The sequence below is a fragment of the Phyllobacterium bourgognense genome (assembly GCF_003337575.1).
In the GTDB taxonomy this organism is placed as follows: domain Bacteria; phylum Pseudomonadota; class Alphaproteobacteria; order Rhizobiales; family Rhizobiaceae; genus Phyllobacterium; species Phyllobacterium bourgognense.
In genome coordinates, this window is the sequence record NZ_QPJM01000005.1 from 146227 (window position 1) to 165840 (window position 19614).

Sequence of the window (19614 nt, forward strand, 5' to 3'; positions counted from 1 at the left end):
GGCAGTTCCGCCAAGAATAAGGAGCATTGAGCATGAGTGACGCACTCGATCTGAACGACCTGAAGCGCCGCATGGACGGTGCCATACAGGCGCTGAAACACGATCTCGGCGGGCTACGCACCGGTCGCGCTTCGGCAAGCCTGCTGGAACCCATCACAGTCGAAGCCTATGGTTCGCAGATGCCTCTCAATCAGGTTGCCAATATCACTGTGCCAGAGTCGCGAATGCTCGCCGTGTCCGTCTGGGACAAGTCGATGGTTGGCAAGGTTGAGCGCGCGATCCGCGAGTCCGGTCTTGGCCTCAACCCGATTACCGACGGCAACAATTTGCGTATTCCGTTGCCTGAACTCAACGAGCAGCGCCGTAAGGAACTGGTCAAGATCGCCCATCAATATGTCGAGCATGCCAAGGTCGCAGCGCGTCACGTTCGCCGCGACGGCATGGACGAATTGAAGAGGTTGGAAAAGGACGGCGATATCAGTCAGGACGACAATCGTGTCCTGTCCGAAAAAGTCCAGAAACTGACAGATGACACCATTGCAGAAATGGATAAAGTCGTTGCTGTCAAAGAAGCGGAAATCATGCAGGTTTGAGAAACTTTTGATCGCCACTCGATGGATATGTGTTGCGTTTTCCAGTGCTCCGGTTCTCGAATACCAAGCCACATGTCTCATGAGGTGAATTCTCGAATATGTTCGAACCGATAATAGCGTAAGCAGTCCCACTGGAGGTCAAAGCCAATGTCCAATCCGCGCCACATTGCCATCATCATGGATGGAAATGGCCGTTGGGCAAAGGCGAGGGGACTGCCGCGGACGGCTGGCCACAAGGCTGGCGTCGATTCGCTGCGTGAGGTTATCCGCGCCGCGGGCAAGATGGATATACCTTTCCTGACGCTGTTTGCGTTCTCGTCCGAAAACTGGTCGCGGCCGCGCTCGGAAGTTACCGATCTCATGGGACTTCTGAAACTCTTCATCAGGCGCGATCTCGCTGATCTGCACAGAGAGAATGTCCGGGTGCGGATCATTGGAGAACGGCAGGATCTGGCCAAGGACATTCGCAGCCTCCTCGAGGAAGCGGAAACGCTGACGGTCAGAAATACCGGGCTCACGCTGGTTATTGCCTTCAATTATGGTTCACGCAATGAAATAACCCGCGCAGTTCAGCGCCTTGTTGCGGATGTTGCATCGGGTGTTATCGCCCTTGGCGACATTACGCCCGAAGCCATATCGGTGCGGCTGGATACAGCCGAGATCCCTGATCCAGATCTGATTATCCGCACCAGCGGTGAAATGCGCCTGTCGAACTTTCTTCTTTGGCAGGCGGCCTATTCGGAATTCATGTTCATGCCCTGCTATTGGCCCGACTTCCGTCCCTCGCATCTGGCTGAAGCCGTAGAGACATTCCAGATGCGTGAACGGCGCTTCGGCGGTGTGGCGGCGCAGGAAATCGCTCTGTGACCTTTAGAGCCAATTCCGGTCCTTCGCGTGGATTGTCTCCGCATCCGAGAAACAGAACTGGTGCAATATGATCGGAATTGGCTCTAGTGGTCTTTCCAATTTGCAAAAACGCGTTCTGAGCGCGATTGTCCTTATCGTCATTACGGTTGTTCTTACTTCCATCGGCGGCTTTGCCTTCGGCATTCTGGCCTGCGCCATTGGCTTGAGCGTGTTTTACGAATGGCAGCTCATCACATTCCAGCGGTCCACATCCGTCACTCGCGGTCTGGTGTGGGCTTGCCTGGTCTGTGTAATGGTGGTCCTCCTCTTCACCCAAGATGTCTTGACCATGATCAGCGTGTTGTTTGCAGGCGCGGCGCTTGTTGCCGCAATAGGCGGGCGGGCCAATGGCTATTGGCCGGCATTCGGCCTCATCTACGCCGGCTTTCCAGCCATCGCCCTGACATTGTTGCGCGGCGATACAGGCGATGGGTTTGCGGCAATCCTGTTCCTGTTCGCCGTCGTCTGGGCGACCGATATCTTTGCGTTTTTCAATGGACGGGCGCTTGGCGGGCCAAAGCTGGCGCCGCGCTTCTCGCCCAACAAGACCTGGTCGGGCGCAATTGGCGGCGCAGCAGCAGGGGTAGCGGCCGGCGTCGGTTTTGCCGCCTTTATCACGCCGACGGGCAGCGTTTCCGTTCCTCTGATCGCACTGTTATTATCGATCATCGCCCAGATCGGCGATCTCGGCGAATCATGGGTGAAACGTCGATTTGGCATCAAGGACTCCGGCCAGCTCATCCCCGGTCACGGTGGTGTGATGGACCGGGTCGACGGGCTTGTAGCTGCAGCAGCATTGCTATACGTCATCGGGGCAATTCTGGTGACACCGGAAACGCCATACGACATTCTTTTCTAGCCGAGCGAACCCACAGGGCCATCTGACTGGCCCGGAGGATATATTGACAGAAACACTGCATACTCTCTTCGGTACCCAGAGCGTTTTGATCGGAACGATTCTGCCATTCCTGATTGTTCTGACCGTCGTGGTTTTCGTCCACGAAATGGGTCACTACCTTGTAGGACGGTGGTGCGGAATTGGTGTCCAGGCATTCTCCGTCGGCTTCGGGCCAGAGTTGATCGGGTTCACCGATCGCAAGGGCACGCGCTGGAAACTTTCGGCAATTCCGCTCGGCGGGTACGTCAAATTTGCCGGCGACGAGGGCGTATCCAGCTCCGTAGGAACGCCGGCTGCAGCGATGACCCCGGAAGAGCGGGCGGTGGCCTTTCATACCCAGCCGGTCTGGAAGCGTGCCGCCACTGTCTTTGCCGGCCCCGCCTTCAATATATTGCTCACCGTTGCCATTTTTTCAGTGTTCTTCTCTCTTTATGGCAAGATGGTTGCGGACCCTATGGTAGCGGAAGTCCGCCCCGGTGGTCCTGCAGCAGTTGCCGGATTCCAGCCCGGTGACCGTTTCATCAGCGTAGATGGCGACAAAGTCGAGACCTTTTCGGACGTTCAGCGTCACGTGTCTTCGCGTGCCGGAGATGCCATAAATTTTGTAGTGGAGCGCAAGGGCCAGGAAGTTCAACTGACCGCGACACCTGAGCTACTGGAGCAAAAGGACCCGCTGGGGAACACTATCAAGATTGCAGTGATCGGTGTGGTCAACAATCAGGAGTTGGGGAACTTCCGGCGGATCGAATACGGCCCTGTCGAATCAGTTGTTCAGGCTGTGCGTGAAAGCGGGTTTATCATCGCTCGCACCGGTCAGTTTTTCAGCCGATTTTTCGCGGGGCGTGAAGACAAGTGCCAATTGGGAGGGCCTGTCAAGATCGCCACAATGGCAGGGCAAGCGGCTAGCCAGGGCATTGATTGGCTTATCCAGCTAACGGCAATGCTGTCCATTGGTATCGGCCTGCTCAATTTGTTTCCCTTGCCGCCTCTCGATGGCGGGCATCTGGTCTTCTACGCAGCTGAAGCCGTCATCGGCAGGCCCGTCAGGCCGGCGGTTCAAGAGATTTTCTTTCGCGCCGGATTCTTTTTAGTCTTAGGATTCATGGGGTTTGTTGTGTTTAACGATCTTTTTGCTTGCCAGTAGCAAACGTTAAACATTGATGAAAATTTGAGGCGCTGGCTGGTCAAGCGACATGATCTGTTTACTATAAGCTTCGATTGGCGTGGCATGGATGCCACGCTTTCTTGTGAAGTAAACAGATTTTAACCGTAAGCCTTGCGTGTATGTAAAAACCGGCTATGACGGTGTGCGAGTAAGTGCTTATTCCGGGGTCTCGCCCGGGGACAACGAGAAACGAAGGTTCATAAGGCCTATGGCGGCAAGTTCAAAATTTGTTGGTGCAGCGTCAGCGCTCGCCATATCAGCGGCTCTTGTGAGTTCGGGTGCAATCGTAACCACGGTAGCAGGCGTAACGGTAGCAGAGGCAGCAACCGTAAGCCGCATTGAAGTGCGTGGTAATACACGCGTGGATGCCCAGACGGTTCGCGACAATCTGGGGATTACGCCCGGCAAGCCTTTTTCCAATGCGGACATCGATGCGGCAACCAAGCGTCTGTTCGGTACTGGCCTGTTCAGCGATGTGCGCATCAGCCAGTCGGGTGGAACACTGATCGTTCAGGTCAATGAGCATCAGGTTGTCAACCAGGTCATTTTCCAGGGCAACAAGAAGATCAAGGATCCTGCGCTGCAAAATGCTGTGCAGTTGAAGCCGCGCGCCGCGTTCGACCAGGCGACGCTTGATGCCGATGTCGAGGCCGTGCGTGCCGCATACCGTAACGTCGGCCGCAGCGATGCCACGGTCTCCGGCCGGACGATGGATCTGGGCGAAGGGCGCGTCAACGTTGTATTCGAGATCAATGAAGGCGATCGCACCAAGATTGCCAAGATCAATTTCGTTGGCAATCAGGCCTTTGGCAATCGCCGCCTGAGCGACGTGATTTCGACCAAAAGGTCCACCCCGCTTTCCTGGCTGACACGAAACGACGTTTACAGCGAAGATCGCCTTCGCGCAGACGAGGAGGCGCTTCGCCGGTTCTACTACAATCGCGGTTACGCGGATTTCCGCGTGATTTCTTCAACAGCTGAACTCGATCCAGCCACCAACGACTACACGATCACCGTCACAGTTGAAGAAGGTGAGAAGTACAAGTTCGGCGGCGTTCAGATCGAAAGCTCGGTCGAGGGCGTCGATACCTCGCAGCTGAACGGACTTGTCGAGACCCGCGAAGGCGATACCTACAACGCCAAGGAAGTCGAAGACTCGATCATCAAGGTTTCCGAAAAGGTTGCCGGTCAGGGTTACGCCTTCGCCAAGGTTGAGCCGCGCGGCGATCGTAACTTCGAAAATCACACGATTTCCGTGACCTATGCCATCGATCAGGGGCCGCGCGCCTATGTCGAGCGCATTGAAATCCGCGGCAATGAAAAGACGCGTGACTTCGTCATCCGCCGCGAATTCGATGTCAGTGAAGGCGATGCCTTCAACCAGGTTCTGATCCAGCGCGCCAAGCGCCGCCTCGAGGCTCTGCAATTCTTCCAGACAGTCAACATCTCGACCGCGCCCGGTTCGCAGCCTGATCAGGTTGTTCTTGTCGTCGACGTCATCGAGAAATCGACTGGTGAATTCTCCATCGGCGGTGGCTATACGACCGGCGGTGAAAATCCAGGACCGACGGTTGAAGCCTCCATCACAGAGCGCAATTTCCTCGGCCGTGGCCAATACATCCGTATTGCAGCGGGTGGCGGTCTGGATAATAATCGCTCCTATTCGCTGTCGTTTACCGAGCCATACTTCCTCGGTCAGCGCATCGCAGCCGGCTTCGATATCTTCAAGCGCCAATCGGGTGTGAACAACAAGTACGAGACGGACTTGACCGGCGGTACCATTCGCTTCGGTCTGCCTATCACCGATGATTTGACGGCCGGCGTTGCCTACAATCTCACCGAAGAAAAGTATGAGATTGATAACGATGCCATGATACCGGGGACGGACATTCCGGATCCGACCGAAATTTCTCAGGCTTTCATCGATGCGGCAGAGGAAAGCCCATGGATCAAGTCCTCGGTTAGCTGGTCGCTGACCTATAATACGATCGACGATACAAAGAACCCGCGTGACGGCATCTACGCGAAATTCAATCAGGAATATGCGGGTATCGGCGGTGACGCCAACTTCCTGAAGACAACGTTCAAAGGTCAGTATTACAAGACGCTGTCCGACGAGATGGACATTGTTGGCTTGGTCGGCGTTGGTGCGGGTTACATTGCTGGCTTCGGCGACGAAGACCTTCGCGTGTTCGATCTGTTCAAGAACAACAGCGAAATGATCCGCGGTTTCAAATATGCCGGTATCGGTCCACGAGATTTGACGGTGGATGATGACGACGGCAGCTTCCTCGGCGGTACGACCTACTTCAGCGGATCAGTGGAAACGCAGTTCCCGATGCCTGTTGTTCCGGAAAGCATAGGCATCCGCGGTGCTTTTTTCGCCGATGCGGCCACCCTGTATGGCAACGATCTTTCAGAAGCTGCAGGCACAACCGAAATGGAATGGCGTGCATCGGTCGGTGCCAGTATCATGTGGGCGTCTCCATTCGGTCCGCTGCGCTTCGATTATGCTGTGCCGGTCAAAAAGGTTGAAGGCGATCAGGTCCAGAATTTCAACTTCGGCATGTCGAGCAAGTTCTGATAGATTGCTGACCTCCCGGGGGGAGCAAGTTTCCCCGGGGGAGAAAGTAGCCGATGGCCGATCCTATCTTTTATGAGCCACTGTTGAACGTGACCATTGGTCAGATCGCAGGTCTGACCAATGGCGTTCTTGTGGACAGTTCATTGGCAAGTCGGCCGGTCATGCGTCTGGCTTCGCTCTCGGATGCTGGACCCGATGCGCTAGTATTTATCGAAAGCAAGAAACACGCCCTGGATCTCGGTAACCTGAAGGCTGCCGGCATCTTGTGCACCGACGAAATAAAGGCAAGCGTTCCCAAGAATGTCGCCATCATCGTAACTCGTCATCCGCAGCAGGATTTTGCGGCCATTGGCCGCGCGCTCTATCCCAATGCCGTCAATGCGCATTTGTGGAGCGGACAGACCGGTATATCGACCCACGCGATCGTCCATCCATCCGCAGAGATCGAAACTGACGTTACGATCGAGCCAGGCGCCATCATCGGCAGCAATGTTTCCATCGGTTCCGGCACCGTGATCGCCGCCAATGTCGTCATCGGCAACGGCTGCAAGATTGGTCGGGATTGCTACATCGCTCCGAGTTGCTCGGTTCAGTACGCATTTTTGGGTAATCGCGTCCTGCTGCATCCGGGTGTAAGAATTGGCCAGGATGGCTTTGGGTATGTGCCTGGCAGGGCGGGGCTCGACAAGATGCCGCAACTCGGCCGCGTCATTATTCAGGACAATGTCGAAATCGGCGCCAACACAACGGTGGATCGCGGCGCTCTGGCTGACACGACTATCGGCGAAGGCACGAAAATCGATAATCTCGTGCAAATCGCCCACAATGTGCGTATAGGGCGGCATTGCGTTATTGCTGCTCAATGTGGCATTTCGGGCAGTGTGGTCCTTGGTGACATGACGATGCTCGGTGGAAGCGTCGGGATCAAGGATCACGTCAACATCGGTTCACGTGTCGAGATCGCCGCGGCGAGCGGCGTGATGAACGATATACCGGACGGCGAGAGGTGGGCTGGCGCGCCTGCTCAGCCGTTCAAGCAGTGGTTCCGTGAAATCGCGAGCGTGCGTGCGATGACGCGAACCAAGAAGGAGAGCAGTTCAGATGAGTGACAATGTGAAAGTGGAGAGCCTCGGAGTTGCGGATATCCAGAAACTTCTGGCGAATCTGCCACATCGTTATCCATTTCTGCTGATCGATCGCATCGTCGATATCGACCGTGACGTATCGGCCACCGGCATCAAGAATGTCAGCATCAACGAGCCGCATTTTGCCGGTCATTTTCCCGAGCTGCCGATCATGCCGGGTGTTTTGATCATCGAAGCCATGGCTCAGACTGCCGGCGCGATCGTGCTCTTTCACAATGGCAGCGGCAAGCCGGGCAAGGTCTTTTTCATGACCATCGACAATGCCAAGTTCCGCAAGCCCGTTGTTCCAGGCGACCAACTGAAGCTGCGGGTCACGAAGCTGAAGCAGCGTGGCAGTATCCACAAATATGCTTGTATAGCCGAAGTTGACGGCGTGAAGGTTGCCGAAGCGGAAGTTGCCGCCATGGTCGGCTTTCCCGATGAAGACGAGTCTGGAGTCTGAACCTTTTTATGTCTCGCATTCATCAGACGTCTATTATCGAGCAGGGCGCAAAAATCGGAGACAGGGTATCTGTCGGACCATTTTGCCACATCGGATCTGAAGCCGTCATTGGCGATGACGTCGAACTTATCAGCCACGTCGTCATCATGGGGTCGACGACGCTTGGGAATGGTTCCAAGGTCTATCCCAACGCCGTTCTTGGCGGCGACCCACAAAATACCAAGCACAAGGGCGGCTATACGACGCTCGTCATCGGCAAGAACTGCGTGATCCGCGAAGGCGTGACCATGCATCGCGGTACGGATGGCAGCCGTGGCATTACCACGATCGGCGACAATTGCATGTTCCTGGCTTATGCGCATGTGGCGCATGACTGCGTGATCGGCGACAACGTCACCTTCTCCAACAATGTGATGATCGGCGGCCACGTCACCATCGGCAATAATGTCATTATCGGCGGAGGCGCGGGCATTCACCAGTTCGTGCGGGTTGGGCATCATGCCTTCATTGGCGGTCTTGCTGCCTTGGCGAGCGATCTCGTTCCCTATGGCATGGCTATCGGCAACCACGCCTATCTCGGCGGGTTGAATATCATCGGGATGAAACGATCGGGGATGGCGCGTCCGGAAATCCACAATTTGCGGCATGCCGTCCGCATGCTGTTCGACCGCACCAAATCGATCAAGAGCCGTGCAGATGATGTGCGCGTGGCATTCCCGGATTCGCCCGCCGTAGCCGATCTGGTCGATTTCATCACCACTGATACCAAGCGCGCCTATTGTACGCCGCCACTCGATTCCGCAATCGAGATCAGTGACAGTGACGACAACAGCTAAAACACCGCCATCGACTGCTCTGCGCCCGCCCATAGCGGGACGGACCGCCATTGTCGCCGGCAATGGCCAGCTTCCTGTCGCCGTCGCCGAAAGTCTGCGGAAGCTTGGCGACAATCCCTTGATTGTTGCGATCAAGGGCGAGGCAGAACCTGAGCTCTACGCCGGTGAGCACGCAGAGATTTCGATTGTCGAACTCGGCGGCCTGGTCAAGATACTCAAGGCCGAAGGCATTTCCAATGTTGTCCTCGCGGGCGGCATTCGTCACAGGCCGGAGTTCCGCGCTGCGCTTCGACCGGGAAACGGTAATCTCGTTGCGCTCTATCGTTTCCTGCGGGCATTCCGGCTGGGCGATGACGGCCTGTTGCGCGCCGTCATCGCGACAATCGAATCCTATGGTTTTCGCGTTCTCGGCGCCCACGAAATTGTTCCAGACATCCTTGCGCCAGCTCCCGGCACGCTGACGCGCAAGCGAGCCGACCAAGAAAGCGTCGCTAATATGCATGCCGCCCGGCAGGCTGCAATTATGATCGGTTCGCTCGATATCGGCCAAGCCGCAATCGCCATCGGCCGGCGAGTCGTAGCGCTGGAAGGCGTCGAAGGCACCGATGCCATGCTGCAACGCGTGGCGGAGCTGCGGCATGCCAAGCGTATCAATCGCAAGGGTGGCGTTCTGGTCAAATGCGCCAAGCCGCAACAGGAAGTGCGCGCTGACCTGCCGGCCATCGGGGTCAGTACCGTAGAGAATGCTGTTAAGGCCGGGCTCAAGGGCATTGCCATCGAGGCACGCCGCACATTGATCCTCGGCTATGGCGAAACTGTTGCCGCTGCCGACAAAGCCGGACTATTCATCGAGACCTTTGAACAGGAACCCTCCTGATGACCGCCGCGACAAGACCCTTGCGCCTTGCCATCGTCACGGGGGAAGAGTCCGGGGATTTGCTGGGTGCCGATCTGGTTCAAGCGCTGCGTCGGCAATATGCGGGCGAGGTGATGCTTACCGGTGTCGGTGGGGAGCATCTTGCCGTACTCGGGCTCGACAGCTTGTTCGATCAGCATGAAATCGCGCTCGTCGGCCTGAGTGCCATTGTTAAAAAGCTGCCGCAGCTTCTGCGCCGGATCTCGCAGCTTTCGACAGCGATCGTCGCATCGAAGCCAGATTGTCTGGTGATCATCGATAGCCCTGATTTTACCCATCGCGTTGCGCGCAAGGTGAGGGCGGCTGATCCTTCGATCCCGATCATCAATTACATCAGTCCTTCCGTATGGGCCTGGAGGCCGGAACGCGCCAAGGCAATGCGCGCCTATATCGATCATGTGCTGGCGATCCTGCCGTTTGAGGTGCAGGCCCTGAAGGATCTGAATGGCCCGCCTGCGACCTATGTCGGGCACAGACTGGTATCGCATGCGCCATTGCTGGAAGCCGCAAAACAAAATCGCGCGCGCGACGCTAATCTGGGGGGTCGGGCTGAGAAGAACCTTGTTGTGCTGCCGGGTTCTCGGCGCTCCGAAATCATCAGTCTCGCCGAACCATTTGGCGAGACCATCGATCTTTTGGCAAACCGTGGCAATCGCATCAACGTTGTTCTGCCAACCCTGCCGAAGGTCGAGCCGCTTGTCCGGCAATTGACTGCAAGCTGGAAGGTTAAGCCTCGCATTGTTGTTGGTGAGGCGGAGAGATTGAAAGCATTTGCTGAGGCCGATGCAGCGCTTGCCGCCTCCGGAACCGTTTCGCTGGAACTGGCGCTGGCGCGTATTCCCACAGTCCTTTCCTACAAGCCGGACTGGCTGGCGCGGACATTTATTGCGCCAAGGATCAAGGTATGGAGTGCGGCGCTTCCAAATATCATCGCAGACGAGCCGGTTGTTCCGGAATATTTCAATATTTTTGTGCGCCCCGGCCCCATTGCCCGTCAAATCGAGCAATTGCTGGTCCCGGGTCACCGGCGCAGTGCGCAGCTTGAAAGTTTCGACAAGGTTGCGAGGCTGATGCAGACCGAGCGTCCTGCCGGAGAGATTGCCGCAGAAAAAGTGCTGGAATTTGCCACACACAAATGACCAATAAAAAAGGCGCCGGGTGGGCGCCTTTTTTGATTAAGTCAAGTCACACGGTGACTATTTGCGATCTTCGACGCTCACATAATCGCGTGGCGTCGCACCTGTGTAAAGCTGGCGCGGGCGGCCAATCTTCTGATGCGGGTCTTCGATCATCTCTTTCCACTGGGCAATCCAGCCGACGGTGCGCGCAACAGCAAACAACACCGTAAACATGGTGGTTGGGAAGCCAAGCGCCTTCAATGTGATACCCGAGTAGAAGTCTACGTTTGGATAAAGCTTCTTTTCGATGAAATATTCATCGGTTAACGCAATCCGTTCAAGTTCCATGGCAACGTCAAGCAGTGGGTCATCCTTGATGCCGAGTTCGGCGAGCACTTCGCGCGTCGTCTGCTGCATGATCTTCGCGCGGGGATCGTAATTCTTGTAGACGCGGTGACCAAAGCCCATCAGGCGGAACGGATCGTTCTTGTCCTTGGCGCGATTGATGAACTCGGGAATGCGATCCATGGTGCCGATTTCACCGAGCATTTGCAGCGCTGCTTCATTGGCGCCGCCATGAGCCGGACCCCAGAGGCAGGCGATGCCCGCAGCGATACAAGCGAAAGGGTTGGCGCCAGACGAACCGGCGAGGCGAACTGTGGACGTCGATGCATTCTGCTCGTGGTCGGCGTGCAGGATGAAAATGCGATCCATTGCGCGCGCAAGAACGGGATTTGGCACGTAGTCCTCACAGGGAACAGCGAAACACATGTGAAGGAAGTTCGTCGCGAAATCGAGATTGTTCTTCGGGTAAACGAAAGGCTGACCGATGTGATACTTATAGGCCATCGCGGCGAGGGTCGGGATTTTCGCGATCATACGGATCGAAGCGACCATGCGCTGATGCGGATCGGAAATGTCCGTCGAGTCGTGATAAAACGCGGACAGGGCGCCGACACAGCCGACCATGACGGCCATTGGATGCGCATCGCGGCGGAAACCACTGAAGAAGCGCGACATCTGCTCGTGCACCATGGTGTGCCGGGTCACGCGGAAGTCAAAGTCCGCCTTCTGGCTCTTCGTCGGCAATTCGCCGTACAGCAAGAGATAGCAGGCTTCAAGAAAATCGCCGTGTTCGGCCAGCTGTTCGATCGGGTAACCGCGATGCAGCAAGATGCCTTCGTCGCCATCGATATAGGTAATCTGCGACTCGCAAGCAGCGGTGGATGTGAACCCCGGATCATACGTGAAGGCGCCGGTATTCTTATATAATGTCCCAATGTCCACGACATCCGGTCCAATGGTCCCCTTTTTTATAGGTAAGGAGAATTCGTGACCATTCAGGTCGATGTTGACGCTGTTTTCAGACATTGCCGTTCCTTTCTTGCTTCGACTTGCGCTGATACAGCGCAAAAGCATCTACCTCGAATGAGGCCACAATCTTATCTTGTCAGGCACGACACCGTACTCGAAAGGCACGATGTTGCAATGCAAAAATGAGCTCAAATTTGCGTGCTATTGCCCTTTTGCCTGATCCTTTATGCGGCCAAGGGACTCTTCTCTTCCCAAGACTGCCAATACATCGAAAACACCCGGAGACGTTGCTCTTCCCGTCAAAGCTGCTCGCAAAGGTTGCGCGATTTTGCCCAGCTTCAGACCGGTTTTTTCCGCATAGCCCCGCACTGCAGCATCCAGCGGTTCAGCGCTCCATTCATCAACCGCGGCAAGGTCCGGAAGTACGCCGGAAAGAATGCTCCGGCCCTCCTCATTAAGCAAGCCGTACGCTTTTTCATCAAGTGCGAGCGGCCGTTTTGCGAAAAGATACTTCGCGCTATCTGCGAGCTCGACCAACGTCTTCGCACGCTCCTTCAGACCCGGCATCGCGGCGAGCAATTGCTTTTTCGTGTTGTCGTCCAATCGCGACAGCATCTCAGCGCCACCCTCGATTTCCGGCAATATATCGATCATGGCTTTGACCAGGTCTGCATCGTCGGAGATGCGCATGTAGTGGCCATTGATCGCCTCGAGCTTCTGGAAATCGAAGCGCGATGCGCCCCGGTTGATATCCGAGATTTCAAACCATTGGATCATCTGCTCATCGGACATAATCTCGTCGTCGCCATGGCTCCAGCCGAGACGAACAAGATAGTTGCGTAGCGCTGCCGGCAGGTAGCCCATGGCGCGATAAGCCTCCACCCCAAGCGCACCATGCCGCTTCGACAATTTTGCGCCATCGGCGCCATGAATGAGCGGAATGTGACCCATGACCGGCACGTCCCAGCCCATCGCATCGTAGATCACCGTCTGCCGAGCCGCATTGGTCAAATGATCGTCGCCACGGATGATGTGGGTGACACCCATGTCATGGTCGTCTACTACGACAGCGTGCATGTAGGTGGGATTGCCGTCAGAGCGCAGAATGATGAAATCGTCGAGATCCTTGTTGGGGAACCGGACATCGCCCTGAACCTGGTCGCGAACGAGTGTTTCACCCGTCTGAGGCGCCTTGATGCGGATGACCGGCTTGATACCTTCGGGTGCTTCCTTGGGATCGCGATTCCTCCAGCGCCCGTCATAACGTGGTGGACGGCCTTCGGCACGGGCTTTCTCGCGCATTTCTTCGAGCTCGGCCTGTGAAGCATAGCAATAATAGGCCTTACCCCTGGTAACGAGTTCCTCTGCAACTTCGCGGTGGCGAGGCGCGCGCTCATATTGCGACACGGCGTCGCCATCCCAATCGAGTCCCAGCCATTTCAAACCGTCGAGAATGGCCGTTACGGCTGCTTCCGAAGAGCGTTCCCGATCGGTGTCTTCAATGCGCAACAGCATCTTGCCACCCGTATGCTTGGCATAGAGCCAGTTGAACAGGGCAGTGCGGGCGCCGCCGATATGCAGATAACCGGTCGGAGAGGGTGCGAAACGGGTGACAACGGAAGGTGACATAAGTTCTCCAGCAGGTGCCCGGCGTATTAGCCGAACGTCCAATCGAATTGATCTGGCGTTCATGTAGCATAGCACCGCTGCTGTGCAAGGGCACTGGCAGAACCGGAAAGCAAATGGAAGGTCCCACTACCAGAACAAAGATCAGGGAACAGCAGTTTTTTCTCCGTCCCGACAGCGGCGGTTATGAAATCGCGACTCAAACGCGGACCAGTGATTTAGTCGTTGAAAAGGAAAACTGGCCGGCGAGGTTGCGTGGGCTCGGTAATTCTGCACGAACGCAACTTCAATCCGTGCCTCTTGCGATTCCCAAGGCATTCAACTGCGAAGTCGATCGCGGTACGCTGTTTCTGTTCTTACCCGTCTTTGCGGGTATCGGCGCGATTTTCTATTTTAACGCGGCTGTGGAACCGAGGCTCAGTGCCATCCTTTCCGGAATGACTTTTCTCGTCGGTTGTCATGCCCTGGCACAGGCGCGACCCATGATGCGGCTTGTTTGTTTATTCGCGATCGCGCTCGTCGCCGGCATGCTCTTTGGCAAAGTCGAAACGATCCGGGCCGGAACCCGGATGCTCGGCTCGGAAGTCACAACGCGGATGACGGGCCGTGTCAAAGCCATGTCGCGAGATGCCAAGGGTGGATGGCGTCTTACCATGGATGTGATTTCGACAGCACGACCGGCACTAGAATACGGTCCGGACCGCGTTGCTGTCTCGGCAAGGTCAGTGCCCCGCAACCTGAAGGTTGGCGATGGTCTCAAGGGTCTCGTTCATCTGCGACCGCAGTCAGGCCCGATGCGGCCGGGTAATTATGATTTCGCCTTCAATAATTACTACAAAGGTGTTGGTGCCAGTGGATTTGTGCTCGGAAAGCTTGAAACAGTGCCTGTGGCTTCGGACACAGGACCAGTTGCTACAATCTTGCTGGTGATCGCAAATATCAGACAGCAACTCACCCAGCGCATCTTGCATAACATCAGAGGCGAACCGGGTGACATCGCTGCGTCGTTGATCACCGGCCAGCGCGATGGCATCAGCGATGACACCAACAGCGCTTTTCGCTTGAGCGGACTTTCGCATATCCTGTCGATCTCCGGCTTCCACATGGCACTGGTGGCGGCAACGATCATCGGCTCACTACGCGCGATCATGGCGTTCTTCCCCGGATTTTCGGCGCGGTTCCCCGTGAAGAAATTCTCGGCGGTGATAGCCTTGGTGGGTTCCGCATTCTATTTGCTGCTGTCAGGCTCCGATGTCGCGGCCCAGCGCAGCTTCGTCATGCTTGCCGTGATGCTCCTGGCCATGACTGTTGACCGGGCGGCGATATCAATGCGCAATCTTGCTATTGCGGCGTTGATCACCACGGCGATCTCACCGCACGAAATCCTTGGGCCAAGCTTTCAGATGTCGTATTCGGCGACTGCCGCTCTGATTGCATTTTATAGCTGGTGGTCCCGGCGTCAGGGAAGACTGGCCTTCCGGAAACGCGCGTCCAGCCACTTGCTTTTGGCGCTGCCAATAAAGGCCGTGAACCATATCGGCGCGATTGCCATGACATCGGTGGTTGCCGGGACAGCGAGCTCAATCTTTGCGGCTTATCATTTCAACAATACGGCGCCATTCGGCCTTGTCGGTAACGCTCTCGCATTGCCGGTCATTTCAGTTGCTGTCATGCCATTTGCTGTGCTCGGCTTGCTGGCCATGCCATTCGATCTGGATTGGCTACCGTTTACGGTCATGGGACAGGGCATAGAGGTCGTCATCGCTCTTGCAAAAATGGTCGCTTCGCGCTCTCCCAGCGGCAATCTGGGCCTAATGCCGCAGGGTAGCTTGATCCTCATGAGCATTGGTCTTGTGATATTGCTGTTCCTGTCGACGCGTCTGCGGCTGTGCGGCATACCCTTATTGTTAGGTGCGGCCTTTCTGATGATGCGAGTGCAGGAGCCGCAGATCATTGTTTCAGAGGACGGAAAACTGGTCGCATTGCGCAATGATGACGGCAATCTGGCGGTCAATCGAGCATCCGGCAGCGCGTTCACTCTAAACAATTGGCAGCAGGGCTATGGCATAAACGAGGTGGTAAAGCCGTCCAGGGCCAGCGCAATTTCTAAAGAAATGCAGTTTGAATGTGTTGAAAACGTTTGTACCGCACGCGAGCCGGGCGGATTGATAATCGCCTATACGGACCAAGCTGCACAGAGGTCATCCGCCTGCCAGGAGGGAGATATCGTTGTTCTGGCATACTCGGCCGGACCCACGACGTGCGAGGATAAGAACATACTCGTACTCACCAAGCGCGATCTCGCGCTACATGGTACCGCAGAGATTACTTTGAAGTCGCGCGATCCTGTTCGCCCATCCAACACAAACAGCGAAAATGGTTCACCAGAGGTCATCCTTGCCGAGACAAACGCTTCTCGCGCTCGGCGCCTTCAGTCCGCCATCATCAATTACGCCGTAGGACCACCGGTCCGGCCATGGAACGCCTACCGAATGTATTCGCGTGCCGCGCGTAATATCGAAGACTACAAATCCCGTAAACGTGTAAATGCTGATAGCGGTAAAGCATCAGGCTGCGAAAAGCCGGACTGCTAGTATCGTCGTATAAGACCGACAAGCTTTCCTTGGACCTGAACGCGATCTGGTCCGAAAATCCGCGTCTCATAGGCCGGATTTGCCGCTTCGAGGGCGATCGACGCTCCTTTACGGCGGAAGCGCTTGAGCGTCGCCTCTTCGTCGTCGACCAGTGCGACAACGATCTCGCCCGGATTAGCGGTATCGCCGCGCTTGATGACGACCGTATCGCCATCGAAAATCCCGGCCTCGATCATCGAATCACCTTTGACTTCAAGTGCGTAGTGTTCGCCGCTGCCTATCATGTCCGGCGGCAGTCCGATCATATGTGTCTGATTCTGGATTGCGGAAATCGGCACACCAGCGGCGATGCGGCCCATGACCGGGATGCTGACAACCGTCGATGCGCCTATCTCGTCGGAGGAACGCGCCTGCGGCCGGGCAGGGGCGACATTTCGGCCAAGACTGCCTTCGATAACACTCGGCGAGAATTTCCGTTGGGCGTTGAGGCCGGGCGCGATGGAGTCCGGCAGGCGCAAAACTTCCAGCGCTCTCGCACGGTTTGCAAGCCGGCGAATGAAGCCGCGCTCTTCGAGGGCGGTGATCAACCGGTGTATGCCGGATTTCGACGCAAGATCCAATGCATCCTTCATCTCGTCGAACGAAGGTGGGATGCCTGTCTCCTTCAAACGCTCATGGATGAAGAGCAGAAGTTCATGTTGTTTGCGCGTGAGCATCGGCGATCCTTTGCGTGGAATCGGAAAAAACAAAACCAGAACAAACACTATCTGTTCCAGTTGTGTTCCACAAGGATTAATATGAGGTGTACGGAAGCCGAGAAACGCGGTCAGCTGTTACTTAGCCGGAATAACCGGCGGGCCGCTGGATTGGCGTAGAATAAGCTCAACCGGCCAAACTTCGTGGATGGTTTCCGGTGTTTCGCCATCAAGCAAGCGGACAAGCATTTCTGCAATCCGCGTACCTGCCGCTCTTATCGAAGAACGTGTCGTCGTCATCGCCGGAACCATGTTGCTGGCATTGAGGTAAGGAAAGACGTCATCGTGGGCGATGATCGAAACTTCCTTGCCAAGCTGGTAACCCTTGGCGCGGATCGCCCGGGAAACACCCAGTGCTGTCATCATCGATCCTGCGAGTATTGCGGTTGGATGAGGCCGCAATGACAGGAAACGCTGGGTTTCGCGAAAACCGATCTCGTCGGAGAAACAGTCATGCACGATAAAGTGCGGGTCGATCGAAATACTGCGTTCGTTAAGCGCATCACGATAACCCTCCTCGCGGTGCTCGGAGAAGGTGAATCCCTTGAGGCCATCGATCATGGCAATATGCTTGTGGCCAAGATCGAGCAGATGTGACGTTGCCTGATAGAAGGCACCCTTATTGTCGATATCCAGCCAGGCGTGCGGCGCGTCTATATTTGTCCGCCCATGAAGCACAAACGGAAATTGCGCTTCCGTAAGCACGGCAACGCGCTCATCGACAAGGGAAGGATGCGAGACAATCATCGCGTCCACACGCTTGCTGGAGATCAGACGTCTATAGGCGGAAATCTCGTCATTGTTTATCAGAGGGGTGATCAAAAAATCGATTTCGTCACGCGAGAGGCGCTCCGCCAGGCCTGACAAGAACTCGCTGGTATGCGGGCCGAAACGTTCGCTGCTGTGGATCGGCACGACAATTCCAATCGCACCGACACGCCCCATCGCCAGGCGGCGCGCATTGGCGTTGGCGCTATAACCAAACTTGAGAGCCGCCTTGTTGACCCGCTCCCGTGTCGCCTCGTTGACCTCCGGATACCCATTGAGCGCGCGGCTGACCGTCGTTTGCGAGAGCCCAAGTTGTTCGGCCAGTTCCTTGAGTTTCATATCAGACGATCCAAGCGTGCAAATTTCATTTAATCAGAGGGGCAGGCGCGTACCTTATCATAGCGCAATTTCGAAGCGCTTTGAAAGTGATTTCAACCCAAGATAGATACAGGTAGAAATAGAGCAGGCTTCATTCTCTGGATTTTTGCGGACATCTCATATTCCAACTTGACAGCAAGACCTGCCTTTGTCACCCTTTGTCCAAAGCGCTTTGGATTGGTATTTTGCATCAATGCTTCAAAGTGTTCGAGGAGGAGTTTTCATAAATTGGAACGGCGCACCACCAGTACGCGTTGTTCCATCTTGGATTTACGGGAGGAAATCATGAGAGCGAAATCAATTTTGGTTAGCCTTTTGGCTACCACGCTGATCTGTTCGGGCGCGTTCGCCGCCGACCTGTCGATCGCCTCGGGTGATACGGGCAACGGGCGCGAGTTCCTGCGCAAGCAGCTCGACCGCTTCGAGAAGGAAACGGGTAATAAAGTCAAAATTGTCGCGATGCCCGCAAACAGCTCCGACCAGTTTGGCCAGTACAGGCTGTGGCTTGCTGCGGGGAATACGGATATTGATGTCTACCGCACGGATGTGATCTGGGCGCCGCAATTGGCCGACCAGTTTCTTGATCTGACAGAGGCCATGAAGGATGTCGTCGATCAACACTTTCCATCAATGATCCAAAGCCAGACGGTTGATGGCAAACTCGTTGCCATGCCGATGTATACAGACGCGCCCGCCTTCTATTATCGCAAGGATCTGCTGGAGAAATACAAGAAGCCGGTTCCCAAAACCTGGGATGAGATGGCTGCGACTGCCAAGGAAATCCAGGAAGGCGAGCGCAAGGCTGGTAACAGGGCCATGTATGGCTATGTTTTCCAGGGTAACGCCTATGAGGGCCTGACTTGCAACGCGCTCGAATGGATCAAGTCTTCGGGTGGCGGCCAGATCATAGAGTCCGACGGCACGATCTCGATCAACAATCCCGAAGCGGTCACTGCAGTCGACCGGGCAAAGGGGTGGATCGATACGATCGCGCCAAAAGGCGTCCTGGCCTATACGGAAGAGGAGAGCCGTGGCGTCTGGCAGACGGGCAATGCCGTCTTCATGCGTAACTGGCCCTATGCCTATGCGCTGGGTAATGGCCCCGACAGCGCGATCAAGGGCAAGTTCGATGTGACGACCCTCCCGAGCTCGAAAGAGGGGCAAAGTTCCGCAGCGACATTGGGCGGCTGGAATCTCGCGATCTCGAAATATACAAAATCACCCGAGGAAGCGATCAAACTGGTCAGATTCCTTTCTGCGCCTGAACAACAGAAGGAACGGGCGATCGAAATCGCCAATTTGCCCACGCTGAAGGCTCTCTATGACGATAAGGATATCGCCGCGGCTCAACCGGTAATCACCAACTGGAAGCCGGTATTCGAGACGTCCGTGCCTCGTCCATCCGCACCCACGAAGGTCAAATACAACGAAGTGTCGTCTATGTTCTGGAGCGCGGTTCACGATACGTTGTCCGGTAACGGAACTGCTGCAGATAATCTCGAACTTCTGGAAGCCAAGCTGACGGAACTTCAGGGAGGTAGCTGGTAGCCTGCCAGTCAACGGCATGGTGCGACGG

General features: G+C 55.8%; 16 protein-coding genes. 12 read left to right on the plus strand and 4 right to left on the minus strand.

Features of this window, described 5'->3' with window-relative positions; genetic code table 11:
* Nucleotides 1-32: 32 nt before the first annotated feature.
* The 10 genes from frr to lpxB all read left to right on the plus strand — a co-directional run bounded on the left by frr (nucleotide 33) and on the right by lpxB (nucleotide 10624).
* Nucleotides 33-593, plus strand: a complete 561-nt coding sequence (gene frr, locus C7476_RS11355; RefSeq protein WP_114430039.1) for a ribosome recycling factor — start codon at nucleotides 33-35, stop codon at nucleotides 591-593.
* 147 nt (nucleotides 594-740) lie between these two features.
* Nucleotides 741-1460 (plus strand): isoprenyl transferase, encoded by a 720-nt coding sequence (locus C7476_RS11360; RefSeq protein ID WP_114430040.1) that lies wholly within the window; start codon nucleotides 741-743, stop codon nucleotides 1458-1460.
* A gap of 67 nt (nucleotides 1461-1527) precedes the next feature.
* Nucleotides 1528-2358: a phosphatidate cytidylyltransferase gene (locus C7476_RS11365; protein WP_114430041.1), complete on the plus strand. Its 831-nt coding sequence runs from the start codon at nucleotides 1528-1530 to the stop codon at nucleotides 2356-2358.
* Nucleotides 2359-2401: 43 nt separating this feature from the next.
* Nucleotides 2402-3541, plus strand: a complete 1140-nt coding sequence (rseP, locus tag C7476_RS11370) for an RIP metalloprotease RseP (protein WP_114430042.1) — start codon at nucleotides 2402-2404, stop codon at nucleotides 3539-3541.
* Nucleotides 3542-3770: 229 nt separating this feature from the next.
* Nucleotides 3771-6146 carry an outer membrane protein assembly factor BamA gene (gene bamA / locus C7476_RS11375; protein WP_114430043.1) on the plus strand — a complete coding sequence of 792 codons (2376 nt, stop codon included), beginning with the start codon at nucleotides 3771-3773 and terminating at the stop codon, nucleotides 6144-6146.
* A gap of 53 nt (nucleotides 6147-6199) precedes the next feature.
* A complete protein-coding gene (gene lpxD / locus C7476_RS11380; RefSeq protein WP_114430044.1) occupies nucleotides 6200-7255 on the plus strand; it encodes a UDP-3-O-(3-hydroxymyristoyl)glucosamine N-acyltransferase in 1056 nt (351 codons plus the stop codon).
* Nucleotides 7248-7733, plus strand: coding sequence for a 3-hydroxyacyl-ACP dehydratase FabZ (fabZ, locus tag C7476_RS11385; protein WP_112529286.1), 486 nt, complete (start codon nucleotides 7248-7250; stop codon nucleotides 7731-7733). Before lpxD ends, fabZ begins: the two co-directional genes overlap by 8 nt.
* Before the next feature lie 8 nt (nucleotides 7734-7741).
* Nucleotides 7742-8569 carry an acyl-ACP--UDP-N-acetylglucosamine O-acyltransferase gene (lpxA, locus tag C7476_RS11390; protein WP_114430045.1) on the plus strand — a complete coding sequence of 276 codons (828 nt, stop codon included), beginning with the start codon at nucleotides 7742-7744 and terminating at the stop codon, nucleotides 8567-8569.
* A complete protein-coding gene (locus C7476_RS11395) occupies nucleotides 8553-9446 on the plus strand; it encodes an LpxI family protein (protein ID WP_114430046.1) in 894 nt (297 codons plus the stop codon). Before lpxA ends, C7476_RS11395 begins: the two co-directional genes overlap by 17 nt.
* Complete coding sequence (gene lpxB / locus C7476_RS11400) at nucleotides 9446-10624, plus strand: lipid-A-disaccharide synthase (RefSeq protein WP_114430047.1); 1179 nt, start codon at nucleotides 9446-9448, stop codon at nucleotides 10622-10624. Before C7476_RS11395 ends, lpxB begins: the two co-directional genes overlap by 1 nt.
* Nucleotides 10625-10681: 57 nt before the next feature.
* On the opposite strand, the gene gltA is transcribed toward lpxB, so the two are convergent.
* Both gltA and gltX read right to left on the minus strand, forming a co-directional pair.
* Nucleotides 10682-11974, minus strand: coding sequence for a citrate synthase (gltA, locus tag C7476_RS11405; RefSeq protein ID WP_112529278.1), 1293 nt, complete (start codon nucleotides 11972-11974; stop codon nucleotides 10682-10684).
* Between the two features lie 144 nt (nucleotides 11975-12118).
* Entirely contained in the window at nucleotides 12119-13546 is a 1428-nt protein-coding gene (gene gltX / locus C7476_RS11410) for a glutamate--tRNA ligase (RefSeq protein ID WP_114430048.1), read from the minus strand.
* A gap of 113 nt (nucleotides 13547-13659) precedes the next feature.
* Here gltX and C7476_RS11415 point away from each other — a divergent pair, with 113 nt between their 5' ends.
* Entirely contained in the window at nucleotides 13660-16137 is a 2478-nt protein-coding gene (locus C7476_RS11415) for a ComEC/Rec2 family competence protein (protein ID WP_114430049.1), read from the plus strand.
* On the opposite strand, the gene lexA is transcribed toward C7476_RS11415, so the two are convergent.
* On the minus strand, nucleotides 16134-16853 hold the full coding sequence (lexA, locus tag C7476_RS11420; protein ID WP_114430193.1) for a transcriptional repressor LexA: 720 nt from the start codon (nucleotides 16851-16853) through the stop codon (nucleotides 16134-16136). The genes C7476_RS11415 and lexA overlap by 4 nt on opposite strands.
* Before the next feature lie 117 nt (nucleotides 16854-16970).
* Nucleotides 16971-17999 (minus strand): substrate-binding domain-containing protein, encoded by a 1029-nt coding sequence (locus C7476_RS11425; RefSeq protein WP_114430050.1) that lies wholly within the window; start codon nucleotides 17997-17999, stop codon nucleotides 16971-16973.
* A 324-nt stretch (nucleotides 18000-18323) separates the two neighbouring features.
* Here C7476_RS11425 and C7476_RS11430 point away from each other — a divergent pair, with 324 nt between their 5' ends.
* Entirely contained in the window at nucleotides 18324-19586 is a 1263-nt protein-coding gene (locus C7476_RS11430) for an ABC transporter substrate-binding protein (protein WP_114430051.1), read from the plus strand.
* Nucleotides 19587-19614 lie beyond the last annotated feature (28 nt).

Excerpts from the sequence above, each read along its gene's own strand:
- lpxB (WP_114430047.1), top strand. The coding sequence starts at position 9,446 with ATGACCGCCGCGACAAGACCCTTGCGCCTTGCCATCGTCACGGGGGAA.
- lpxD (WP_114430044.1), top strand. The coding sequence starts at position 6,200 with ATGGCCGATCCTATCTTTTATGAGCCACTGTTGAACGTGACCATTGGT.
- fabZ (WP_112529286.1), top strand. The coding sequence starts at position 7,248 with ATGAGTGACAATGTGAAAGTGGAGAGCCTCGGAGTTGCGGATATCCAG.
- C7476_RS11415 (WP_114430049.1), top strand. The coding sequence starts at position 13,660 with ATGGAAGGTCCCACTACCAGAACAAAGATCAGGGAACAGCAGTTTTTT.
- frr (WP_114430039.1), top strand. The coding sequence starts at position 33 with ATGAGTGACGCACTCGATCTGAACGACCTGAAGCGCCGCATGGACGGT.
- lpxA (WP_114430045.1), top strand. The coding sequence starts at position 7,742 with ATGTCTCGCATTCATCAGACGTCTATTATCGAGCAGGGCGCAAAAATC.
- bamA (WP_114430043.1), top strand. The coding sequence starts at position 3,771 with ATGGCGGCAAGTTCAAAATTTGTTGGTGCAGCGTCAGCGCTCGCCATA.
- gltA (WP_112529278.1), bottom strand. The coding sequence starts at position 11,974 with ATGTCTGAAAACAGCGTCAACATCGACCTGAATGGTCACGAATTCTCC.
- lexA (WP_114430193.1), bottom strand. The coding sequence starts at position 16,853 with ATGCTCACGCGCAAACAACATGAACTTCTGCTCTTCATCCATGAGCGT.
- C7476_RS11425 (WP_114430050.1), bottom strand. The coding sequence starts at position 17,999 with ATGAAACTCAAGGAACTGGCCGAACAACTTGGGCTCTCGCAAACGACG.
- gltX (WP_114430048.1), bottom strand. The coding sequence starts at position 13,546 with ATGTCACCTTCCGTTGTCACCCGTTTCGCACCCTCTCCGACCGGTTAT.
- C7476_RS11430 (WP_114430051.1), top strand. The coding sequence starts at position 18,324 with ATGAGAGCGAAATCAATTTTGGTTAGCCTTTTGGCTACCACGCTGATC.
- C7476_RS11360 (WP_114430040.1), top strand. The coding sequence starts at position 741 with ATGTCCAATCCGCGCCACATTGCCATCATCATGGATGGAAATGGCCGT.
- C7476_RS11365 (WP_114430041.1), top strand. The coding sequence starts at position 1,528 with ATGATCGGAATTGGCTCTAGTGGTCTTTCCAATTTGCAAAAACGCGTT.